General features: G+C 38.5%; 24 protein-coding genes and 1 other annotated feature. All 24 genes read right to left on the reverse strand.

The features are described from left to right. Position 1: 1 nt before the first annotated feature. Positions 2–1339: a carbohydrate ABC transporter permease gene (locus tag OC533_RS07155; protein ID WP_012951136.1), complete on the reverse strand. Its 1338-nt coding sequence runs from the start codon at positions 1337–1339 to the stop codon at positions 2–4. A 17-nt stretch (positions 1340–1356) separates the two neighbouring features. Then, positions 1357–2583, reverse strand: a complete 1227-nt coding sequence (locus tag OC533_RS07160; RefSeq protein ID WP_003724187.1) for an extracellular solute-binding protein — start codon at positions 2581–2583, stop codon at positions 1357–1359. A gap of 137 nt (positions 2584–2720) precedes the next feature. After that, positions 2721–3716 (reverse strand): LacI family DNA-binding transcriptional regulator, encoded by a 996-nt coding sequence (locus OC533_RS07165; RefSeq protein ID WP_194323115.1) that lies wholly within the window; start codon positions 3714–3716, stop codon positions 2721–2723. Between the two features lie 144 nt (positions 3717–3860). Continuing rightward, entirely contained in the window at positions 3861–5039 is a 1179-nt protein-coding gene (locus OC533_RS07170; RefSeq protein WP_194323114.1) for an RtcB family protein, read from the reverse strand. Positions 5040–5385: 346 nt separating this feature from the next. Then, complete coding sequence (locus OC533_RS07175; RefSeq protein WP_194323113.1) at positions 5386–5991, reverse strand: class I SAM-dependent methyltransferase; 606 nt, start codon at positions 5989–5991, stop codon at positions 5386–5388. A 152-nt stretch (positions 5992–6143) separates the two neighbouring features. After that, entirely contained in the window at positions 6144–6506 is a 363-nt protein-coding gene (rplL, locus tag OC533_RS07180; RefSeq protein ID WP_003765087.1) for a 50S ribosomal protein L7/L12, read from the reverse strand. A 78-nt stretch (positions 6507–6584) separates the two neighbouring features. After that, positions 6585–7085 (reverse strand): 50S ribosomal protein L10, encoded by a 501-nt coding sequence (gene rplJ / locus OC533_RS07185; protein ID WP_003732833.1) that lies wholly within the window; start codon positions 7083–7085, stop codon positions 6585–6587. Between the two features lie 55 nt (positions 7086–7140). Further along, positions 7141–7284 (reverse strand) — a sequence feature (ribosomal protein L10 leader region). A gap of 48 nt (positions 7285–7332) precedes the next feature. Next, positions 7333–8022: a 50S ribosomal protein L1 gene (rplA, locus tag OC533_RS07190; RefSeq protein ID WP_003726838.1), complete on the reverse strand. Its 690-nt coding sequence runs from the start codon at positions 8020–8022 to the stop codon at positions 7333–7335. Positions 8023–8061: 39 nt separating this feature from the next. Beyond that, the gene (rplK, locus tag OC533_RS07195) at positions 8062–8487 is read right to left on the reverse strand and encodes a 50S ribosomal protein L11 (protein ID WP_003718336.1); all 426 of its coding nucleotides are present in this window, start codon (positions 8485–8487) and stop codon (positions 8062–8064) included. Positions 8488–8613: 126 nt separating this feature from the next. Beyond that, a complete protein-coding gene (locus tag OC533_RS07200) occupies positions 8614–9084 on the reverse strand; it encodes an Imm63 family immunity protein (protein WP_194323111.1) in 471 nt (156 codons plus the stop codon). Positions 9085–9138: 54 nt separating this feature from the next. Continuing rightward, positions 9139–9672 (reverse strand): transcription termination/antitermination protein NusG, encoded by a 534-nt coding sequence (gene nusG / locus OC533_RS07205; RefSeq protein WP_003760101.1) that lies wholly within the window; start codon positions 9670–9672, stop codon positions 9139–9141. A 129-nt stretch (positions 9673–9801) separates the two neighbouring features. Further along, positions 9802–9981, reverse strand: coding sequence for a preprotein translocase subunit SecE (gene secE / locus OC533_RS07210; RefSeq protein WP_003765079.1), 180 nt, complete (start codon positions 9979–9981; stop codon positions 9802–9804). 19 nt (positions 9982–10000) lie between these two features. Then, positions 10001–10150 (reverse strand): 50S ribosomal protein L33, encoded by a 150-nt coding sequence (gene rpmG / locus OC533_RS07215; protein WP_003728079.1) that lies wholly within the window; start codon positions 10148–10150, stop codon positions 10001–10003. Positions 10151–10253: 103 nt separating this feature from the next. Beyond that, a complete protein-coding gene (locus OC533_RS07220) occupies positions 10254–10859 on the reverse strand; it encodes an RNA polymerase factor sigma-70 (protein WP_185485025.1) in 606 nt (201 codons plus the stop codon). Between the two features lie 80 nt (positions 10860–10939). After that, positions 10940–11452, reverse strand: coding sequence for an NYN domain-containing protein (locus OC533_RS07225; RefSeq protein ID WP_010990304.1), 513 nt, complete (start codon positions 11450–11452; stop codon positions 10940–10942). A gap of 2 nt (positions 11453–11454) precedes the next feature. Then, positions 11455–12210, reverse strand: coding sequence for a 23S rRNA (guanosine(2251)-2'-O)-methyltransferase RlmB (rlmB, locus tag OC533_RS07230; RefSeq protein WP_194323110.1), 756 nt, complete (start codon positions 12208–12210; stop codon positions 11455–11457). Then, positions 12210–12620, reverse strand: a complete 411-nt coding sequence (locus OC533_RS07235; RefSeq protein WP_185590357.1) for a Mini-ribonuclease 3 — start codon at positions 12618–12620, stop codon at positions 12210–12212. The genes rlmB and OC533_RS07235 overlap by 1 nt, the downstream gene beginning before the upstream one ends. A 3-nt stretch (positions 12621–12623) precedes the next feature. Beyond that, positions 12624–14039, reverse strand: coding sequence for a cysteine--tRNA ligase (gene cysS, locus OC533_RS07240; RefSeq protein ID WP_010990303.1), 1416 nt, complete (start codon positions 14037–14039; stop codon positions 12624–12626). 6 nt (positions 14040–14045) lie between these two features. Beyond that, the gene (gene epsC / locus OC533_RS07245) at positions 14046–14660 is read right to left on the reverse strand and encodes a serine O-acetyltransferase EpsC (protein ID WP_003760085.1); all 615 of its coding nucleotides are present in this window, start codon (positions 14658–14660) and stop codon (positions 14046–14048) included. Positions 14661–15059: 399 nt separating this feature from the next. Beyond that, complete coding sequence (gltX, locus tag OC533_RS07250; RefSeq protein ID WP_070752811.1) at positions 15060–16535, reverse strand: glutamate--tRNA ligase; 1476 nt, start codon at positions 16533–16535, stop codon at positions 15060–15062. 18 nt (positions 16536–16553) lie between these two features. Beyond that, complete coding sequence (gene ispF, locus OC533_RS07255) at positions 16554–17027, reverse strand: 2-C-methyl-D-erythritol 2,4-cyclodiphosphate synthase (protein ID WP_003760080.1); 474 nt, start codon at positions 17025–17027, stop codon at positions 16554–16556. Beyond that, positions 17020–17718, reverse strand: coding sequence for a 2-C-methyl-D-erythritol 4-phosphate cytidylyltransferase (gene ispD, locus OC533_RS07260; protein ID WP_003760078.1), 699 nt, complete (start codon positions 17716–17718; stop codon positions 17020–17022). Before ispD ends, ispF begins: the two co-directional genes overlap by 8 nt. Positions 17719–17737: 19 nt before the next feature. Continuing rightward, positions 17738–18811: a PIN/TRAM domain-containing protein gene (locus OC533_RS07265; protein WP_194323109.1), complete on the reverse strand. Its 1074-nt coding sequence runs from the start codon at positions 18809–18811 to the stop codon at positions 17738–17740. Between the two features lie 133 nt (positions 18812–18944). Continuing rightward, the gene (gene radA, locus OC533_RS07270; RefSeq protein WP_003765058.1) at positions 18945–20318 is read right to left on the reverse strand and encodes a DNA repair protein RadA; all 1374 of its coding nucleotides are present in this window, start codon (positions 20316–20318) and stop codon (positions 18945–18947) included. Positions 20319–20393 lie beyond the last annotated feature (75 nt).

The following is a 20393-nucleotide window of genomic DNA, read 5'->3' on the forward strand; positions in this document are numbered from 1 at the left end:
TTCAGTTGCTCCCTTCTTTATAAGAATTTGTACGTGTGTAGGCAAATAACGAGAATGCCGCGCTAAGAATGAATGTTACAATCCCAATAACCGAAGCTAAATTATAATCCGCAGCTTCTACTGTTAATTTATAAAGCCATGTCACGAGCAAATCCGTATCCCCAGCACCATAGAAGTTACTATTCGAAGGTCCTCCACCAGTCAAGAGATAGATCACATTAAAGTTATTTATATTTCCAATAAATTGTTGAATCAGACTCGGCAACATCACCGTTAAGATTTGAGGGAAAGTTATGTATCTAAATAAATGAAAACTGTTACCTCCATCCATTCGCGCCGCTTCCAATTGATCTTTCGGTAGATTCATTAAAATCCCCGTGGCGATTAACATAGTTACCGGAATCCCAATCCACATATTAACAAATATGACGGATACCTTTGCCAGCAAAGCATCTGTCAAAAATGGTATCGGCTCAGCTATAATTCCCCAATTAAGTAACATCGTATTAAGCGGTCCTGCTGCATGCAACAAGTTCTGCATTACGAGAAGTGACACAAACGGAGGTACCGCCATAGTTATAACAAAGATAGTGCGCCAAAACTTTTTGAATTTAACACCCTTATGATTAATAAGAAGTGCAAGCAATACGCCAAAAAAGAAACAAGTAGCAGTAGCTAAAAGCGCCCAAATAAGTGTCCATCCAAGCACCGGAAAGAACGTACTGGAAATATCACCATTTAGCACATTTTTAAAGTTAACAAATCCTACCCATCCAAATAAATTCCTTGGCGGTAAATGTTCATGATCATAATTGGTAAAAGCCAACGAAATCATATAAACAAGTGGCATTATCGTAAACACCACAACCCCAATCATCGGGATTGTCAGTAAAGTTACATGAAATTTATTGTCTAGCAAACTCTTTAAGTCTTCCTTAAATGTTGGGATTTTTTTATTTTCCCGCTGGAAGCCCTCCACCTGGCTAGCGCTTCTAATATTAGCAAGATACAAGAAGATAAATAGTACACAAATAACAACTGTCATAATCCCATATATTAGCATCAGCATGGAATTGTCGCCCGGTGTTCGAACCATAATACCTAAACTCTTATCAAAATTCCACGATTGGTTAACTGTCCCTAATGTCGCCATACCTTGAATTAAGGTAATGCCATAAAACACAAGGAAAAACAAGAAAGCAAGTTCACTAAAAAGAAATAGAAGTCCCTTCGCAATTTGCTTATGGGCCAAATTACCAGCCCCCATAATTACATAAGATAATCTCGTAGAAACAGAACCATTCTTAAAAATATTAAAATAATTCTTCTTAACCATCATATACTTAACCTACTTTCCTATTTCGCTGGTGTAATATCTTTGACTAATTTATCGAGCGCCTCTGGATAATCCTCTTTCTTAATCTTGCCTTTATAAGTATCTACTAATAGCGGGTTCATATGTTGCCAAAAAACGTTCATTTCAGGTATTTTCGGCATTAAAACGGAGTGCTTTCCAGATGTCATATCAATAACTGCTTTCGCCACATCGTCCTTTTCTACTGTAGAACTAGTTCGTGCCTCTAAATTGCTCGGAATTTTCCCTAGCTCTTTAAAAGCTTTTTCCTGCACATCCGCATTAGTAATATAATCAGCCAGCTCCATCGCATCTAATGGCGATTTAGTAAATGCGTTCACACAGTATATCCCGCTTCCTTGGAAAGCCATCATATCTACCTGACCACTTCCAAAATCGGCCTTCGGATATACTGCCACTCCCATATTTTCACCTAAAACCTCTCGTATCGCATCTTTATTCCAAACCCCACTAAAAACAGCATTTATTTTACCGGATCTAAGGGCACTAATCTCATCTGCATTTACAGCGACAACATTAGGATTATTTTTCAGCTCACCAATCCAGTTCAATACTTGGACGCCTTCTGGAGTGTTGAAGGTTGTCCCATAAGGGTCTTCGCCATTTTCACCGTAAAGATATGTACCATTTGCAATAAACCAAGGTGTTTCACGATAATCCGCGCCAGCTTCCGCAAGATTTATTCCGAGCTTCCCTTTAGACGTTATTCCAGAAAAAGTTTTAATATCATCCTCTGAAAAAACGCGCTTATCATAATACATAAACATCGCTTCCGCCGTCACAGGAAAACCATACATTTTATCTTGATATGTAGCAGCTTGAATGGAGGTTGGTGTATTATTTTTCTTAATATCATCTGTATACTTTGTCAATTGGTAAACCGCACCAGACTCTACCAGTTGTCCTAGACGGTCATTCGGAGTTATAAATACATCCGCCGCAGCTTCTGGATCTTTCTGAACATATTCTTGTGCTCGTCCAGATTCAGATTCAATAACCGTAATATCATAATTTTTATCAGGATGTTCTTTTTTAAAATCATCTACCACTTTCCTATAAAAATCACCCTGATTTAAATCCACCCAAACTTTTAAAGAAACATTTTTCTCGTTTACTTTTATATCTGGCTTGTACTCCTTTTCTACACCACAACTAGCCAACAAACTTAAACCGACAATAATACTGATGGACAAAAGTAACTTCTTCATACTTGAACATTCTCCTTATCTTCACTTAAAATGACAACCGGTTGTCATTTTAGTTTAAGCGGTTTCATATATCGTAAAAATAATATCAATTATCTTATAAAATGTCAACCGTTTTCATAAAAATAATAAGAGAGAATTTACTTGGTAGTCTCTCTTATTATTAGTTTTGTTTCAAGGTCAGGCGCTACCGGCACACTCGTTCCTTGTAAGTTAGCCAATAGAACTTGCGCCGAATATTCACCAAGTTCTTTAATTGGTTGTTCAATAGTTGTCAGCGCCGGATTCAGAACCTCCGCTATAGGTTGATTATCAAAACCTATGATTCCTAGCTCCTCTGGCACTGCTATCCCGTATTTTTTTGCAGCATATAATATCCCAGCAGCAACCGTATCACCATTTGAAAAAATTGCGTCCGGCATGGTAGATTTCTCTTCTAAAATATTAACCAGAAGCTCTTCGCCATCTTTAATGGTTAATAACTTCTCAAAATACAATGACTCATCAAAAGAAAGTCCATTTTTTGTTACAGCTTGCATGAATCCTTTAAAACGGTAATCATTTTTATTTTTAATGCCACCAGTACAGTAGGCAATGCGTTTATAACCGCATTTTATTAAATAGTTCGTTGCTTGATAAGCCGCTTTCGTTTCATCAATGTTAATAATCGTTAAATTTTCATTTCCCAGATAACGATTACAAAGAACAATTTTACCACTTTCAACGAGTGATTTAATTTCTTCTGTATCATTTTCTAAGTTAGCCATAATCAATCCATCTAGCTGTTTCTTTTGTAACATCTCGATAAATTGTAATTCTTTTGCAGGATTTTCTAAAGTTTGCAACATGACAACCTGATACCCTCTGTGAGATAGATAGCGTTCAATCGCATCAACAAGGTACGCAAAAAAAGGATTGGTTATAAAGGAAATCACAACACCAATCATCTTAGTCCCCTGCCCTCGAAATTGTTGAGCAATATTATTAGGATAATAATTCAGTTCTTTCATCGCAGCAAAAATTTTCTTTTTTGTTTTATCTGAAACATTTGGATTACCATTAATTGCTCGAGAAATAGTAGTTATAGAATAGCCCGTTTTCTCTGCTACATCTCCAATTTTCGTCACTTTATTCATATCTCTCTCCCTAAAATTTCAAATTCATCTATATTAATTTATTATATCAGATTACAGAAAAAGTGAGAACTTATTTCCTTATAACGCTACTCTAACAACAAAAAGAAGAAGCAGCAAATAGTAATATATGCTGCTTCTTTTCCATCATGCTTTGAAATTGTATAACGGTTTAATTATTTCTTGAATCTCCATCGTATCTTCTACATCAGCAAGTAATTGTTTAGCTGATTTATAGGCTTTTGGAGCTTCATCAATTGTTTTTTTAGAAACAGAAGTAGTCCAAACGTCTTTCATTGCTGCCTGATAGCTTTCTAAACTGATTTGCGCTTTTGCTTTAGAGCGACTTAGCATCCTTCCAGCCCCGTGTGGCGCCGAGTAATTCCAATCTGCATTTCCTTTACCCGTTGCAAGAATGCTGCCATCGCGCATATTAAGTGGAACGATAATTTGCTCTCCAAGCTGAGCAGATGTCGCACCTTTTCTAAGCATGTGGTTATCAATATCAATATAATTATGCACACAATCAAACGCCGAAACAACTGCCTTATCCCACTTCATCGCTTTTAAAATAGTTTCTGCCATGATGTATCGATTACGCGCTGCAAATTTTTGTGCAATTTCCATGTCATTTAAATAATTGTTCAAATCAGAGCCCGTCACATAAGATAAGTCATAATCCAATTTCACTTGCTCGCGCTCACTGTTCAAGTTGTTGGCTATTTCTAAATTGCCGCATTTTTTCGCAGCAGCAGTGTCCAATTTCAATTCTTTACGCAATATGTCTAATCTTTTATAAGCTACTTCTTGGTGATATTCCGCGATCTCTTTACCCAGCACCCGACTTCCACTATGGATTACAAGGTAAATACCGTCAGAACCTTGATTCACCTCAATAAAATGGTTCCCGCCACCAAGCGTTCCTATACTCCTAGCTGCCCAGCCGTGATGAATTGGCGCAACTACACCTTCCAAATCAAATTCATCTACAGGCTTATCATGCGTTTTGCTTCCGGATGGTACTCGTTCGCGAATAACTTTATCTAGCTTATCAAAATCCATTTTTAACTTGCCAGGTTTTAGTTTCACTACATATAGTCCGCAACCGATGTCCACTCCAACCAAATTTGGTACAATTTTATCTTGAATTGTCATTGTCGTTCCAATCACACAGCCTTTACCACCGTGCGTGTCGGGCATAATCCGAATTTTACTATCCTTCGCAAACGGTTGATTACACAACGTAATAATTTGCCCGATGGTATTGTCGTCCACATTATCTGTATAAACTTTCGCTTCGTTATATTTTCCTTTTAATGTTAGCATTTCTATTCCTCATTTTCTGTTTAATAGAGAAATGAAAGTCTCCACTTCTCTTCCTAGCTGTTAAAATTCTCCAGTTCTCCTATTGTCATTCGACTCACTTCTTTCAAGTTTATTTTTAAGTATAAAAAAAGTCCCTCAATCAAGAAAGATTGAAGGACCTAACTTTTAACGGACGCTACCTTGAAAAGACACCGGTTGTCTATGCAGGAACGTTAAAGAAATACCTATTATCTTCTGTCTTGATTGGTTGTTTTTTTCTAGCATATCTTTCATTCTAAGCATATCCCTCAGTCCTTTCTTGGTAAAATGTATTTCTATATTAGCACGTTTCCGCACTTGATACAACTTAATTTTTAACACTTTTGAAAATAAAATAGCCCTTATCTTTTGCGACTGTTTCAACGTTGCCGAAAACTTCTTCCATTTTCTTTTCAGCAGATGGACCGCCTTGTTTCTTTTGAATAACAATCCAAAGTTCTCCGTTTTTTTGCAAGTGATCGTAAGCACCTTCTAAAATCGCATGAACTATCTTTTTCCCTGCACGAATTGGCGGATTACTAATAATCGCTTGGTAGTCGTTCGCAGTTACGTTATCATAAACCGAACTTTCATAGATATGCGTATTGGTAATTTTATTGAGTTCCGCATTTTCTTTCGCAAGTTCCAGTGCGCGCAAATTAACATCTACCATTTCAATTTGGCTATCAGGGAAGGCTTTCGCTACCGTTAACCCCATCGGACCATAGCCACAACCAACATCCAAGATCTTTCCTGTTTTCGTTTCTAACTCAAAAGACTCAATCAATAATTTCGAGCCAAAATCGACCGTATTTTTGGAAAACACGCCATTGTCACTTGTAAAACTCATATTAAAACCTTTTAACATCACTTGCCATGTTTTTCGGTTGTGTTTAATTGTTTCGTCGTTTGTGTAGTAATGATTGTTAGTCAAGAACCGCACCTTCCTTTCGTATCTCTAGCTATTTTAGCATAAAATCTTACTCGGATGTAGCATTAAAAGGAATTTTTGGTAACTCATCTTAAACTTGATTAATTGCAATAAAAAAGACCTTAGATAACAAGTATCTAAGGTCTTTAAGTTAATTACTTAACTTCTACGTTAGCGCCAACTTCTTCAAGTTTAGCTTTGATTTCTTCAGCTTCTTCTTTAGCAACGCCTTCTTTAAGAGCTTTAGGAGCGTTGTCAACTAATTCTTTAGCTTCTTTTAAGCCAAGACCAGTGATTTCACGTACCACTTTGATAACTTTGATTTTAGAATCTCCAGCAGAAGCTAGTTCTACAGTGAATTCAGTTTGCTCAGCAGCACCGCCACCAGCAGCAGCTACAGCTACAGGAGCAGCAGCAGTTACGCCAAATTCTTCTTCGATTGCTTTTACTAAATCGTTAAGTTCTAATACAGATGCTTCTTTTACGGAAGCAATGATTTCTTCAATGTTTAAAGCCATTTTGAAATTCCTCCAATAATATAATTTTTTCGGATTTAACCGAGATTTGTTTGTAGGGTTTCCCCTGGGTAGAACAGATTATGCTTCTTGTCCTTCTTTTTGGTCAGCAACAGCTTTAGTAGCGATAGCAAGACCGCGAACTGGAGCTTGAAGTACGTTGCAAAGCATAGATAGCAATCCTTCGCGTGATGGAAGTGTTGCAAGTGCTTTAATTTCTTCAAGAGAAGCAACTTTACCTTCAATAACACCGGCTTTGATTTCTAGTGCTTCGTGATCTTTAGCGAAATCGTTAAGGATTTTCGCAGGCGCAACTACGTCTTCATTACTGAATGCGATTGCGTTAGGACCAGTTAGAGCTCCTTCTAAACCTTCGTAACCGTTAGCTTCAACAGCACGGCGAGTTAGTGAGTTTTTGTAGACTTTAAATTCAATACCAGCATCACGCAATTGTTTACGTAAGTCAGTGATTTCGCCAACGTTTAAGCCGCGGTAATCAACAATTACTGTAGACGCACTAGCTGATAATTTAGTTTTAATTTCTTCAACTGCACTTTGTTTAGCTTCAAGAACTTTACTCATTTTTCCACCTCCGTCCAACAATTAAATCTAATTAAACAGACACTAGTTCCGTTTGATCAGCAACAAAAAACCTCTGACACCGTAGACGCCAGAGGTTTTTGTGAAATGCGCGCGAACGCACACTTCAAAAGAAATCCCTCGGGTGGCATATTTAAGCGATAAACGCGCCAACTGTCTACGGTAAGGATATTTGATTGTTTCAACTAGCCTATCTTATCAAAAGACAAGGGGCTGGTCAAGTTAAATTTTATAAGCTAGCTGGGTCGACTTTGATTCCAGGTCCGAAAGTAGTTGTTACGGAAAGATTTTTCACGTAAGTACCTTTCGCAGCAGCAGGTTTTGCTTTTTGTAGAACGTCATTCACAGTACGGAAGTTTTCTACTAGTTTAGCAGCATCAAAAGATACTTTACCGATTGCAGCGTGGACGTTACCAGCTTTATCAACACGGTATTCTACTTTACCAGCTTTAATTTCGTTTACTGCTTTAGTTACGTCCATAGTTACTGTACCAGTTTTAGGGTTTGGCATTAAACCTTTTGGTCCAAGGACACGGCCTAATTTACCAACTTCACCCATCATGTCAGGTGTAGCAACGATAACGTCAAATTCAAACCAACCTTGGTTGATTTTTTCAACGAATTCAGATTCACCAACGTAATCAGCTCCAGCAGCCTCAGCTTCTTTAGCTTTTTCACCTTTTGCGAATACTAATACGCGTTGAGTTTTACCAGTACCGTTTGGTAATACAACAGCACCACGGATTTGTTGGTCCGCTTTTTTAGGGTCAACGCCAAGACGGAATGCTACTTCAACAGTTGCATCGAATTTAGCGAAGTCAATTTTTTTAGCAAGTTCTACTGCTTCTTCTGCAGTGTAAACTTTGTTTGCATCAATTTGTTTTAAAGCATCTTGATACTTTTTGCCTTTCTTAGCCATTTCTTTTCCTCCTTAATTGTCAAATTGTGAAACACACGATTAGTCTTGGATAGTGATACCCATAGAACGTGCAGTACCTTCAACCATTAGCATTGCAGATTCAACATTTGCAGCGTTAAGGTCTGGCATTTTTGTTTCAGCAATTTCCTGTACTTGAGCGCGAGTTACAGATGCAACTTTTGTTTTGTTTGGTTCACCGGATCCTTTTTCCACTTTAGCTGCTTTTTTAAGTAATACAGCTGCTGGTGGAGTTTTAGTGATGAACGTAAACGAACGGTCTTCAAATACAGTGATCACAACAGGAATAATAAGACCAGCTTGATCGGCTGTGCGAGCATTAAACTCTTTACAGAATCCCATGATGTTTACGCCAGCTTGACCTAATGCAGGTCCAACTGGAGGTGCAGGATTTGCTTTACCTGCTGGAATTTGAAGTTTAACTTCTTTAATCACTTTTTTTGCCACGAGACATACCTCCTTAAGTCCGTGATGTGGTTGACTGGGGCTGATATTTCCCCTCCCACGTTAAAACATACGTCAAAAACGTACTTATATATGATACCATCTTAAGCGTTTCGTTGCAAGATTTTTTTAGATATTTACTTTGAATTCCATGGTCGTTTTATCGAAATAGACGTTTTGGTCTTTCCGCCATAAGTTCAAATACGCTGTGTAACCTTGCGCAGCCTTATCAATCCAAGCTGGGTTTACTGTTTTTAATAACTGCAATGTTTTTTCAAAAGCGATTTTACGGGTATCCGTTTCAAGAATGTTATCGTCGCGTTCGATGTCTTCTTTACGATGGCGCAGTTCAAATTCCATCCCCATATACCAACAAATATGCAGAAAAACTTCATATTTAAACTCTTCAAAATCAGTTGTTTTGAATTCACTGTTTCGTTCGCCGCGTTCATAACCGTAAAGCATATAGCCATCTTGTTCGCTATAATCCATACAAAGTTCACCGCACCCTGGACCATTACCTAAGAATAAAGGGAAATCTAGGTCTAAAAATGTAGCTTCTCGTTTGAATTCCAAATATATTTGCTTAGCCTTGTCCATTTGTTCGCCTCCTTAACAAAACAACCTCCACAAATAATGTAGAGGTTGTAAGTTTTAAAGTTTTTCGATTTGATTGAAATCCACTTCGACTGGAGTTTCACGACCGAACATGTTAACCATGACTTTCGCTTTACCTTTGTCGTTGTCCATTTCATCCACTTTACCAGAGAAGTCAGCGAATGGTCCTTCTTTGACCATAACTGTTTCACCGATTTCAAAGTCTGCTTCCGCACGTTTTTCGACCATACCCATGCTTTTCAAGATACGATCTGCTTCTTCTGGAAGTAATGGTGTTGGTTTCGAGCCTGAACCTGAAGAACCAACAAATCCAGTAACTCCTGGAGTATTACGCACGACATACCAAGAATCATCTGTCATAACGATTTCTACTAATACATAACCTGGGAAAACTTTACGTTTGATTGTTTTTGTTTTACCATTTTTCACTTCTGTTTCTTCTTCTTCCGGTACAATAACTCGGAAAATTTTATCTGACATGCCCATTGATTCTACACGTTTTTCTAGGTTTGCTTTGACTTTATTTTCATAACCGGAGTAAGTATGAACTACATACCAATTTTTTTCCATTGTTTAGTTGGCAGCAATCCTATTTTGCCGCCATCCTCCTTTTAGTATAATCCAAAATAAAAAACCCGAAAGTTGTACGGGTTTTGTCTCAAGTAATAGTATATCATTATCTTTGTAAAATTCCTAGCACTACACGATAAGTTTAATAATTTGTTCGATACCAAAATCAATTAACATAAAGAATAAAGCAAATAAAATAACTGTGATAACTACTGTTACTGTGTATGTTAAAAGTTCTTTTCTAGTTGGCCATGTAACTTTATGCATTTCGGATGAAACATTCCGAAAGAATCTTGCTATTGCAGACATACCAAAACCTCCATATCGTCTATTTTGTTTCTCGATGTAATGTATGTTTATTGCAGTGTCGACAGAATTTCTTCACTTCTAAGCGAGTTTCTTTCTGCGTCCCGCTAACATTGACTGTATAGTTTCTTGAACCACACTCAGAACAAGCGAGGGATGTTTTCTTCTTCATAAATTATCTCAACTCCGCAATCATTAAATATGCCATGCCAAAAAGTAGGCACATTTCATCCATATAAATATAACACTTGGCTCTTGGCTAGTCAATTATTTTTTCATTCAAGCTGCTTCATCATTTTCTTTTTTACTCGTTGCAATGCATTATCGATAGCTTTCTCTTTTTTATTGAAGAAAAGTGCCATTTCTTGATAGCTTTTGCCTTCTAAATATTGTTTTAATACTTCTTTTTCAAATTCGCTTGTGACTTGTTCAAGTTGACGCGCTACATGTGTTAAATCTTCATTTTTAATTAAAAAATCTTCTGGGGTTTCGGCCGCTTTTTCGGAAATAACATCTAGTAAAGTCCAGTCTACATCATCTTCAGCCATTGGTGTGTCGAGCGAAACTGAATTGTTTAAAGGGATATTCTTCTGCCTAGATGCCCGCTTCACCGCCGAAAGAAGTTGCCTATTTATACACATTTCCGCAAAAGAACGGAACGAAGCTTCTTTTGACTCATCGTAATCACGAATCGCTTTGAAAAGCCCAATCATCGCTTCTTGGATTAAATCATCTCGCTCTGCACCTTGTAAAAAATATTGCGTCGATTTCCAGTAAATAACCGACTGATACTTACTGAAAAAATACTCTAACGCTTCCGTATCACCGCTTCTAGCTAGTTCAAGCATCGCCATTTCTTCTTGATTTACTGAATTCTCCACTAGGCTAATCGGCTCCTTTTCGACAGGATTTCTTCTTTGGTTGCTTCATTATACATAGTCAGAAACAGCCCGTCAATCCCTTACTCCTCGCCTCTTCTCCACTTTTCAAGCTGGGAAATAATATCAGAATCTAGATTGAGGTTTGATTTTGGCATTTTTTCCTGAATTCGTTTGATTTTCTGTCCGATTTGTTTACTCATTTCTTGAATTTCAAAAAGTAGTTCACGTGAAGAAATCCGAAGCGCACCTTGTCCAAAAATAGCCCACTGTTCTGTATAATCAGATGTCGCTACAATAATTTGCGTCCGCGCATTTTTCCATTCAATTGCTTTTTGCTCAATGTATTCGTCTGCCGTTTCATCTTCATGCGTAAACACTACCTCAACTTGATGCTTCTTGCTTTTTCGCTTTACTCCACGAACAAACTGCGCATCAAATACAACTACAACTCGGTATCCCGTATAGCTTTGGTACTCCGCCATCCACTCAATTAGCTTATCTCTCGCCGCTTCCAAATCGCGATCTTTTAAGAAACTCAACTCTGGCCAAGCTCCAATCACATTATACCCGTCAACAAGCAGAATTTGTTCCATCATTATTTCTCCAGTGGGAAACGTTTCCGATAAACTTCATAAAGTAACAAACTTGCAGCAACAGAGGCATTAAGTGATGTCACTTTTCCGCGCATTGGTAAATGAACAAGGAAATCACATTTTTCACGGACTAAGCGGCTCATTCCGAATCCTTCACTTCCAATAACAATAGCAAGCGGCATATCCACATCCATTGTCCGGTAATCGTTACTACCTTTCGCATCGGTTCCAAAAATCCATAGTCCACGTTTTTGTAATTCTTCCATTGTCCGCACCATATTCGTCACACGTACCACTGGAACATACTCCATCGCACCAGTACTAGCTTTAGCTACCGTTTGAGTTAAACCAACAGAGCGACGTTTCGGAATAATAATCCCGTGCGCACCGACAGAATCTGCCGTACGCATAATAGATCCTAAATTATGTGGATCTTCTAACTCATCAAGAATAATGAAAAACGGCATTTCGTCTTTTGCTTCAGCTGCTGCAAATAAATCATCCAGTTCAGCATATTGATAGGCCGCAACTTGAGCTGCAACCCCTTGATGTGCGCCGCTTACAACCTTCTCAATTTTTTGTTTTGGTACAAATTGAACTTGAATTTTACGTTCTTTTGCTAAAGTTAATACTTGTTTTAAAACGCCTTTTTGCGAACCTTCTTGTACATAGATTTTGTGAATATCTCTATCAGATCGTAATACTTCAAGGACAGGATTTCTCCCACCAATCCACTCTTGCTCATTTTCTTGTTCCATTAGTTATTTCCCACTCCTTTTTCTACTATTTCTAGCGCTTTTTCCATCCATTCTTGAAGTCGTTCCATGTCACCTGCTAAATAAAGATAACCAAGTACAGCTTCAAAAGAAGTAGACATGCTATATGTCCCAGGATCTGTATTTTTCGGTATTGTATAAGATTTGGCATTTCGGCCACGCTTTGCAATCCGATCTTCTTCATCTGTCAAAAAACCTTCTGCAATCATAGCTTTAAGCGCTACAGCCTGCCCTTTTGCAGAAACGAATTTTGTCGCGGTTTTATGCAGTTGATTCGGCTTTGTTTTACCAGCAGCAAGTAAATATTCGCGGATAAATTTCTCGTACACCGCATCGCCCATGTAGGCAAGCGCGAGGCCATTAAGTTGCTTGTAGTCTTTCACTTCTGCCATGATTTACCCCCGTCTAAACCGCGTACCTTGCGCAGTATCTTCCAAAATAATATCTTTTTCTTTTAAAATGTCACGAATTTCGTCAGCTCGTGCAAAATTGCGTTCATTTCTCGCTTGCAGACGCTCTTCAATTAATGCTTCTACTTCGCTATCATCCAGTGAATCAGTTTGCGTATTTTCTAATTTCAAGCCTAGTACTTCTGCAAATAAACGCATCATACTTAAAAATTCACGCAAAACATTAATGGAAACTGTTTCTTTTGAAAGATAAATATTCGCACGTTTCGCAAGCTCATGGAAAGTAGTAATCGCATTGGCAGTATTAAAATCATCATCCATATCATCTTCAAATGCTTGTTTTAATTCTGTCAGTTGCTCCAACCATTCATCTTCGTGGGTTTCTTCCACGTATTCTCCGTCATCTGTTTGAATGCGGTGGTCAATATTTTGATAGGCAATCATCAAACGCTCTAGCCCATTTTTCGCATCTTCTAAAATAGCATCATTTAATGTAATCGGCTTACGGTAATGTACGGACAACATGAAGAAGCGAATCACATTTGGATCATTGTCTTTTAGCACATCATGAAGCGTAATAAAATTCCCAAGTGATTTAGACATTTTTTCCCCGTCAATATTTAAAAAGGCATTGTGCATCCAGTATTTTGCGAACGTTTTTCCAGTCGCCGCTTCGGATTGAGCAATCTCATCCTCATGGTGAGGAAATACTAAATCTTGCCCGCCCGCATGAATATCAATCGTGTCACCAAGATATTTTTTCGCAAGCGCCGAGCATTCTATGTGCCAACCAGGACGACCATTTCCAAACGGACTTTCCCAGAAAATTTCACCCGGTTTAGCAGCTTTCCAAAGTGTGAAATCAAGCTCATCTTGCTTACGCTCATTATATTCAACCCGCGCTCCGTGTTGTAGTTCCGATAATTCTTGCCCAGATAGTTTCCCGTAATCTTTGAATTTTTTCGTACGGAAATATACATCGCCAGCTGACTCATAAGCATAACCTTTTTCAATTAGCGTGCTGATTAATTGAATAATTTCATCCATATTTTCTGTTACACGCGGATTCACAGTCGCTTTCGCCACATTCAGTTGATCCACATCATCAAAGTAAGCCCCAATAAAACGATCCGCCACTTCTGGAACCGTCAACTTCAGCTCATTTGCCGCACGAATCAATTTATCATCCACATCCGTAAAATTAGACACGAATTTCACATCGTAGCCACGATACGTAAAATAACGTCGAACTGTATCGAAAACAATAATCGGCCGCGCATTTCCGATATGAATGTAGTTGTACACAGTCGGTCCGCAAACGTACATTTTCACTTCGCCATCTTTGAGTGGTTTAAAAGGCTCTTTCTCTCGTTTTAACGTATTAAAAATTTGTATCGACAATCAGATCTACTCCTTTTCCTTTAAAAGTTTTTCTACTATATTTTCTAATTCTGCAATTCGTAACGTCAGTTCATCCATTTTAGGAACCGCGTGCCCTACCGTACGCCCATTAAGCCGAACAACTTTAGCTGGAATGCCGACAACAGTTGCTCCTGGTGGTACGTCTTTTAAAACAACCGCACCCGCACCAATTCGCGCATCTGCTCCAATATCAACCGGCCCAAGTACTTTGGCTCCCGCTGAAACAAGCGCTCTATCGCCGACCGTTGGATGGCGTTTCCCGCAGTCTTTCCCGGTTCCACCAAGCGTAACTCCGTGAAATATCGTAACATCATCACCAATTTCAGCAGTTTCTCCAATGACAATCCCTGCACCGTGATCTATAAAAAGCCTTCTACCAATTGTTGCGCCGGGATGAATTTCTATATTAGTCCAGAAACGAGCAGTCTGCGATAATACTTTTCCAAACAAAACCATTTTGTGACGATAAAAAAAGTTCGCCACACGATGCCACCATAGTGCGTGCAATCCAGGATTCGTTAAAAAAGCATCAAAAAAAGTCTTCGTCGCAGGGTCATTCTTTATAATTGTTGCAATATCTTCTTTTAAGCGAGTTGGCATTTTGTTGCCTCCTTATTCAAGTTCGTACATTTTTTCATTGGAACCTACGCCAACAAAAAAAGCCCCTCTAATACAGAGACGCTTTGCGCGGTTCCACTCTGACTTGAGTATTGCTAATTTTAGCAGATACTCCAACTCTAGGGGTGGGGGTAACGACCCACATTTCGTCTGACGATACTAAATTTCCCATCAGAATTCAGGGAGGCATTTCAGGAGTGTTCAGCTAAGTCGCTTCCAGCCGCGGCGACTCTCTCTATAAGCTTAGAATTCCGTACTTCTTCCCATCAGCACTTTTTCCGTATATTTAGTTCTATTATAACAGCAATAAAATTCCTTGCAACTGAAATATATCAAAATAAAAAAGTGCCCCGTAAATAGCCGAGGCACTTTTATTTAAAATCAATTATTTTGCAACCATGTATCTAAACGATTTAGTACTTTTTCAAGACCAAGGACTTCGATTGCAAGTGGCAATTCAGGACCATGCATTTCGCCAGTTGTCACGATACGAATTGGCATAAATAAACCTTTACCTTTTACGCCAGTTTCTTTTTGAACACGTTTGATGGCAGCTTTTACTTCCGCCGCTTCAAGAACATCTAGCGCTTCTAATTCTTTTTTGAAGGCAGAAATAACTGTCGGCACTGTTTCTTCAGCAAGAACAGCCTTTTCTTCTTCGTCAAAAGTAATCGATTCAGCATCAGCGAAAAACATTTCTGAAAGTGGCACAATTTCAGCACCATAACTCATTTGCTCATGATAAAGCGAAACTAATTTGTGCACCCAGTCAAGTTCTGCTTGATCTAAATCAGTAGATACAACACCGGCTTTTTGTAAATGCGGTAAAGAAAGTTCCACTACATCATTTAGCGGTAATTTTTTCACATATTGGTTATTAACCCAAGTCAATTTAACATTATCGAACAATGCTGGCGATTTAGATAAACGCTTCGGATCAAACATTTTAATAAATTCTTCTTTAGAGAAAATTTCTTCTTCCCCTTCAGGAGACCAACCAAGCATTGCAATAAAGTTAAATAACGCTTCTGGTAAATATCCAAGGTCACGATACTGCTCGATAAATTGAATAATCGAACCGTCACGTTTACTTAATTTACGTCTGCTTTCATTCACAATAAGTGTCATATGACCGAAAATTGGAGGTTCCCAGCCAAAAGCATTATAAATTAAAATTTGTTTTGGTGTATTCGAAATATGGTCATCACCACGAAGAACATGCGAGATTTCCATTAAATGATCATCCACTGCTACAGCAAAATTATAAGTAGGAATTCCATCTTTTTTCGCAATAACAAAATCACCAATACCATTCGATTCAAAAGAAACATCATCTTTAACCATATCGTTAAAAGTAATTGTTTCATTAGCTGGTACTTTGAAACGAATACTTGGTTTAAAACCTTGTGCTTCTTTTTCTGCTTGTTGCTCTTTTGTTAAATGACGGCATTTCCCGCTATAACGCGGCATCTCACCATTTGCTTTTTGTTTTTCACGTTCTGCTTCTAATTCTTCTTCCGTACAATAACATTTGTACGCCAAGCCTTTATCTAAAAGTTGTTGAATTAATGGTTCATAAATTGATTGACGTTCTGATTGACGGTAAGGACCATATTTCCCAGGAACATCAACACCTTCATCCCAGTCCATACCTAGCCATTTTAGGTTTTTCATTTGACTTTCTTCGCCGTCAGCTACGTTACGTTTCGCATCCGTATCTTCAATTCGAATAATAAAGTCTCCATCATTATGTCTTGCAAATAAATAGTTAAATAAGGCAGTACGCGCATTCCCAATATGCAAAAATCCAGTTGGACTAGGCGCATAACGTACACGTACTCGTTTTGTTTCACTCACAATTATTCACTCCTTTAATTATTTTTCAAGTAAGACTACCGCTAAACTAGCGATTCCTTCTTCTCTACCTGTAAATCCTAATTTCTCCGTCGTGGTTGCTTTTACATTTACTTGGGATGGTTCTGCGTGAAGTAACTCAGCAATCCGGCGTTTCATCAACTCCACATAAGGAGCCATTTTCGGTTTTTCAGCGATAATAGTCGCATCTAAATTTCCAAGCTTGAACCCCTCTGCTTCCACCTGTCGCCAAATTTCCGCAAGAAGCTCTGCTGAATCCGCGTCTTTATAAGCCATATCCGTATCCGGGAAAAAATGACCAATATCCAAAGCACCAATTGCACCAATGATGGCATCTGTAACTGCATGAAGTAGTACGTCGGCATCACTATGACCTAGCAGACCTTTTTCGTAAGGAATCTTAATCCCGCCAATAATCAGTTCACGGTCATAATCAAGTTTATGTACGTCATATCCTTGGCCAATCCTAATCATTTAATTTCCCTCCAAGTTCTCCTAAAATCGCCTTCGCAAGTGGCATATCTTCAGGAGTTGTCAGCTTTATATTATAATAGCTTCCTTGGACAATAGCAACAGGGTATGGAATCCGCTCGACCAAACTAGCTTCATCAGTTCCTAGAAATTGGTCTTTTTTTGCGAGACGATGTGCCTTTTGTAAAATGTGTAATTCAAAAGCTTGTGGCGTTTGAATCTGCCAGAGATTATCACGATCAACTGTTTCCTTTACAACATCGTGAATAACTCGCTTTACAGTATCTTTCACTTGAACAGCACAAATAGCAGCTTTATTTTGTTTCACACCTAATAACAGACGATCAATAATATCTAGCGTCACAAAAGGCCTAGCTCCGTCATGCACAAGTACTACGCTCTCTAAACCACAACATTCAAGTCCAGCAGCTACACTATACTGACGCTCACTTCCGCCTTTTACGACCTCGACTCTATCTTCTGCAACATCAAGTTGTTGCATCAACTTTCTCACATGTTTTCTTTCCGTTTCTTGGCACACGACAATCACCTTCGAGCAACGATTATCCGCCAAAAAAGGACGCAGAGCATGAATGAAAATTGGTTCACCAACTAAATCCAGCCACATTTTATTTTTTTCCGCATTCATACGTTTGCCTTGTCCTGCTGCTAAAAAAATCAGCTCATAATTCATGCTTGTTTACTCCTTCCAATCAGGATGGTTTAGCAAAAATCATTCTTCCTGCTGACGTTTGAAGCACACTTGTTACTTCTACTTGAATGGTTTCATTAATAAATTTACGTCCATCTTCTACAACAATCATCGTTCCATCATCTAAATATGCAACGCCTTGATTATGCTCCTTACCATCTTTCACCATAAGAACAGTCATTTTTTCACCTGGTAATACAACTGGTTTTACTGCATTAGCCAAATCATTAATATTTAAAACAGGTACATTTTGAAATTCGCATACTTTGTTTAAATTATAATCATTGGTTACGACAATCCCGCCCATTACTTTAGCAAGTTTTACAAGTTTGCTGTCCACTTCTGGCGTATCCTCAAAGTCACTTTCATACATTTCCACTTGGATAGAGTCTTCTTTTTGAATTCGATTTAAAATATCTAATCCGCGTCGACCTCTTGTCCGTTTTAAAGTATCAGAAGAGTCAGCGATGTGTTGAAGCTCAGCTAATACAAAAAGTGGTATAACAACAGTTCCATCTAAAAATCCGGTAGCTAAAATATCGGCAATACGACCATCAATAATAACACTCGTATCCAAAATTTTATAGGTTTTCTTAGATTTCTCTTCAGTTTGCTCTTCTTCCGGCGTTTTCTTCTTCGCATTTCTGTTGTTAACAAAATTCCCAAATTCATTGCGACGACTAATTCCAATACGGAACCCTAAATAACCTAGTACTAATGTTAAAATAACTGGTACTACCGAATTTAAAAGCGGTATATTTGTTTGACTTAAAGCATTGCTCGCGAAAAACGCAATAACTAAACCAACAAATAAACCTAAACCTCCGTAAATAAGCGTTGCAATAGCAATTTTAGCTAATTTTTCCTCTAACCAATTAAGTGCGGCTTCTACATATTTCACCGCCCAGAAAGTAATAAGATAAAATATAAGTGCACCAATCAAAGCATCAGTATAAGGATTGTTAATTAGCAAAATGTGTCCTATCCCAAGTTTCACCCATAGTGCTGGTAGTGAAAAGACTCCCGTAGTCCCGCCAAGGATTAAAAAACACACTCGAATTACCCATGTAAGCATTTAGTTTCCCCCTTTCCATTTTTATATTTATACATATAATCGGGCTATTACCAAACATACATATAGCACTATTCTACACTATTAAAAGACTATACCGCAAATAGTACTCATGGAATCGCTGAAGTATTTATTTTCAGTCTGGTAAAGCCTTCTTCAATGCTTCTCCAATCGTTTCTACGCCAACCACTTGCACGTCTTTTGGTATTTTCCAAGTGCCTTCATTATTTTTAGGGATAAAAATTCGTTTGAAGCCCAGTTTGGCAGCTTCTTGTACGCGTTGTTCAATTCTTGCAACACGGCGAATCTCACCAGTTAGACCAAGTTCTCCAATAAAACAATCCGTACTTCTTGTTGGTTTATCACGATAACTAGAAGCCACACTAACTGCTACCGCCAAATCAACTGCTGGTTCATCTAATTTAACTCCACCAGCTGCCTTCAAATAAGCATCTTGATTTTGTAACATTAAACCTACTCTTTTTTCTAAAACAGCCATAATCAAAGAAACTTTATTATAATCAATTCCAGTTGCCATCCGTTTTGCATTCCCAAACATGGTTGGCGATACAAGTGCTTGAATCTCTACAAGCACAGGACGAGTCCCTTCCATCGAAGCTACAACTGTTGATCCCGAAGCTCCTTCTAAACGTTCCTCTAAGAAAACCTCAGATGGATTGGCGACCTCCACAAGACCAATATCACGCATTTCAAATATCCCCATCTCATTTGTGGAGCCAAAACGGTTTTTTACTGCGCGTAAAATTCGATAAGCATGATGACGTTCTCCTTCAAAATAAAGCACTGTATCTACCATATGTTCAAGTAAACGCGGTCCAGCAATCGCGCCTTCTTTCGTCACATGACCAACGATGAAAATAGCAATATTTTGCATTTTAGCAATCCGCATTAAAGCAGCCGTACATTCTCGAACCTGTGATACACTTCCCGCAGCACTCGTGACATCAGGGTGATAAACCGTTTGAATAGAGTCAATGACAACAAAATCTGGTTTTACAAAGTCGATTGTTTCTTGAACCGCTTCTAAGTTAGTTTCTGCATAAACATACAAATTATCACCGGAAACTTGCAGTCGCTCCGCACGAAGTTTTGTTTGCTTAATTGATTCTTCCCCGGAGATATATAATACTTTCTTATTAGTAAGTGTAAGTTGTGCCGACACTTGTAGTAAAAGCGTGGATTTACCAATACCAGGATCGCCACCAACAAGCACCATGGATCCCGGAACAACTCCGCCACCAAGCACTCTATTTAATTCAGGCATATTAGTTTCTACCCGAGCTTCTTCTTCACTTGCAATTTGAGTTATTGGAGTCGCCTTTGATGGTTCTCCTGTATGATTAAAAGCTGAGCGTGATTTTTTCGATGGCTCTAATGCCTCTACCATCTGATTCCACTCATTGCAATTCGGACATTTACCCATCCATTTTGCCGATTCATACCCACATGACTGACACACAAATTTGGTCGTCCTTTTTGCCTTAGCCATTTCTACATCCCTCCATACATATGCTTCATTTTACCACAGATCATCTGTTCGCGTTAAGCCTTTTAGCCAAATTCG

Source organism: Listeria sp. Marseille-Q6474 (assembly GCF_946902005.1).
Classification (GTDB): domain Bacteria; phylum Bacillota; class Bacilli; order Lactobacillales; family Listeriaceae; genus Listeria; species Listeria innocua.

Bases quoted from the DNA above. Each gene is read 5' to 3' on its own strand.
- OC533_RS07155 (WP_012951136.1), bottom strand. From the start codon at position 1,339: ATGATGGTTAAGAAGAATTATTTTAATATTTTTAAGAATGGTTCTGTT.
- OC533_RS07160 (WP_003724187.1), bottom strand. From the start codon at position 2,583: ATGAAGAAGTTACTTTTGTCCATCAGTATTATTGTCGGTTTAAGTTTG.
- OC533_RS07165 (WP_194323115.1), bottom strand. From the start codon at position 3,716: ATGAATAAAGTGACGAAAATTGGAGATGTAGCAGAGAAAACGGGCTAT.
- OC533_RS07170 (WP_194323114.1), bottom strand. From the start codon at position 5,039: ATGCTAACATTAAAAGGAAAATATAACGAAGCGAAAGTTTATACAGAT.
- rplL (WP_003765087.1), bottom strand. From the start codon at position 6,506: ATGGCTTTAAACATTGAAGAAATCATTGCTTCCGTAAAAGAAGCATCT.
- rplJ (WP_003732833.1), bottom strand. From the start codon at position 7,085: ATGAGTAAAGTTCTTGAAGCTAAACAAAGTGCAGTTGAAGAAATTAAA.
- rplA (WP_003726838.1), bottom strand. From the start codon at position 8,022: ATGGCTAAGAAAGGCAAAAAGTATCAAGATGCTTTAAAACAAATTGAT.
- OC533_RS07200 (WP_194323111.1), bottom strand. From the start codon at position 9,084: ATGGACAAGGCTAAGCAAATATATTTGGAATTCAAACGAGAAGCTACA.
- nusG (WP_003760101.1), bottom strand. From the start codon at position 9,672: ATGGAAAAAAATTGGTATGTAGTTCATACTTACTCCGGTTATGAAAAT.
- secE (WP_003765079.1), bottom strand. From the start codon at position 9,981: ATGTCTGCAATAGCAAGATTCTTTCGGAATGTTTCATCCGAAATGCAT.
- rpmG (WP_003728079.1), bottom strand. From the start codon at position 10,150: ATGAAGAAGAAAACATCCCTCGCTTGTTCTGAGTGTGGTTCAAGAAAC.
- OC533_RS07225 (WP_010990304.1), bottom strand. From the start codon at position 11,452: ATGGAACAAATTCTGCTTGTTGACGGGTATAATGTGATTGGAGCTTGG.
- rlmB (WP_194323110.1), bottom strand. From the start codon at position 12,210: ATGGAACAAGAAAATGAGCAAGAGTGGATTGGTGGGAGAAATCCTGTC.
- OC533_RS07235 (WP_185590357.1), bottom strand. From the start codon at position 12,620: ATGGCAGAAGTGAAAGACTACAAGCAACTTAATGGCCTCGCGCTTGCC.
- epsC (WP_003760085.1), bottom strand. From the start codon at position 14,660: ATGCCAACTCGCTTAAAAGAAGATATTGCAACAATTATAAAGAATGAC.
- ispF (WP_003760080.1), bottom strand. From the start codon at position 17,027: ATGATTAGGATTGGCCAAGGATATGACGTACATAAACTTGATTATGAC.
- ispD (WP_003760078.1), bottom strand. From the start codon at position 17,718: ATGAATTATGAGCTGATTTTTTTAGCAGCAGGACAAGGCAAACGTATG.
- OC533_RS07265 (WP_194323109.1), bottom strand. From the start codon at position 18,811: ATGCTTACATGGGTAATTCGAGTGTGTTTTTTAATCCTTGGCGGGACT.
- radA (WP_003765058.1), bottom strand. From the start codon at position 20,318: ATGGCTAAGGCAAAAAGGACGACCAAATTTGTGTGTCAGTCATGTGGG.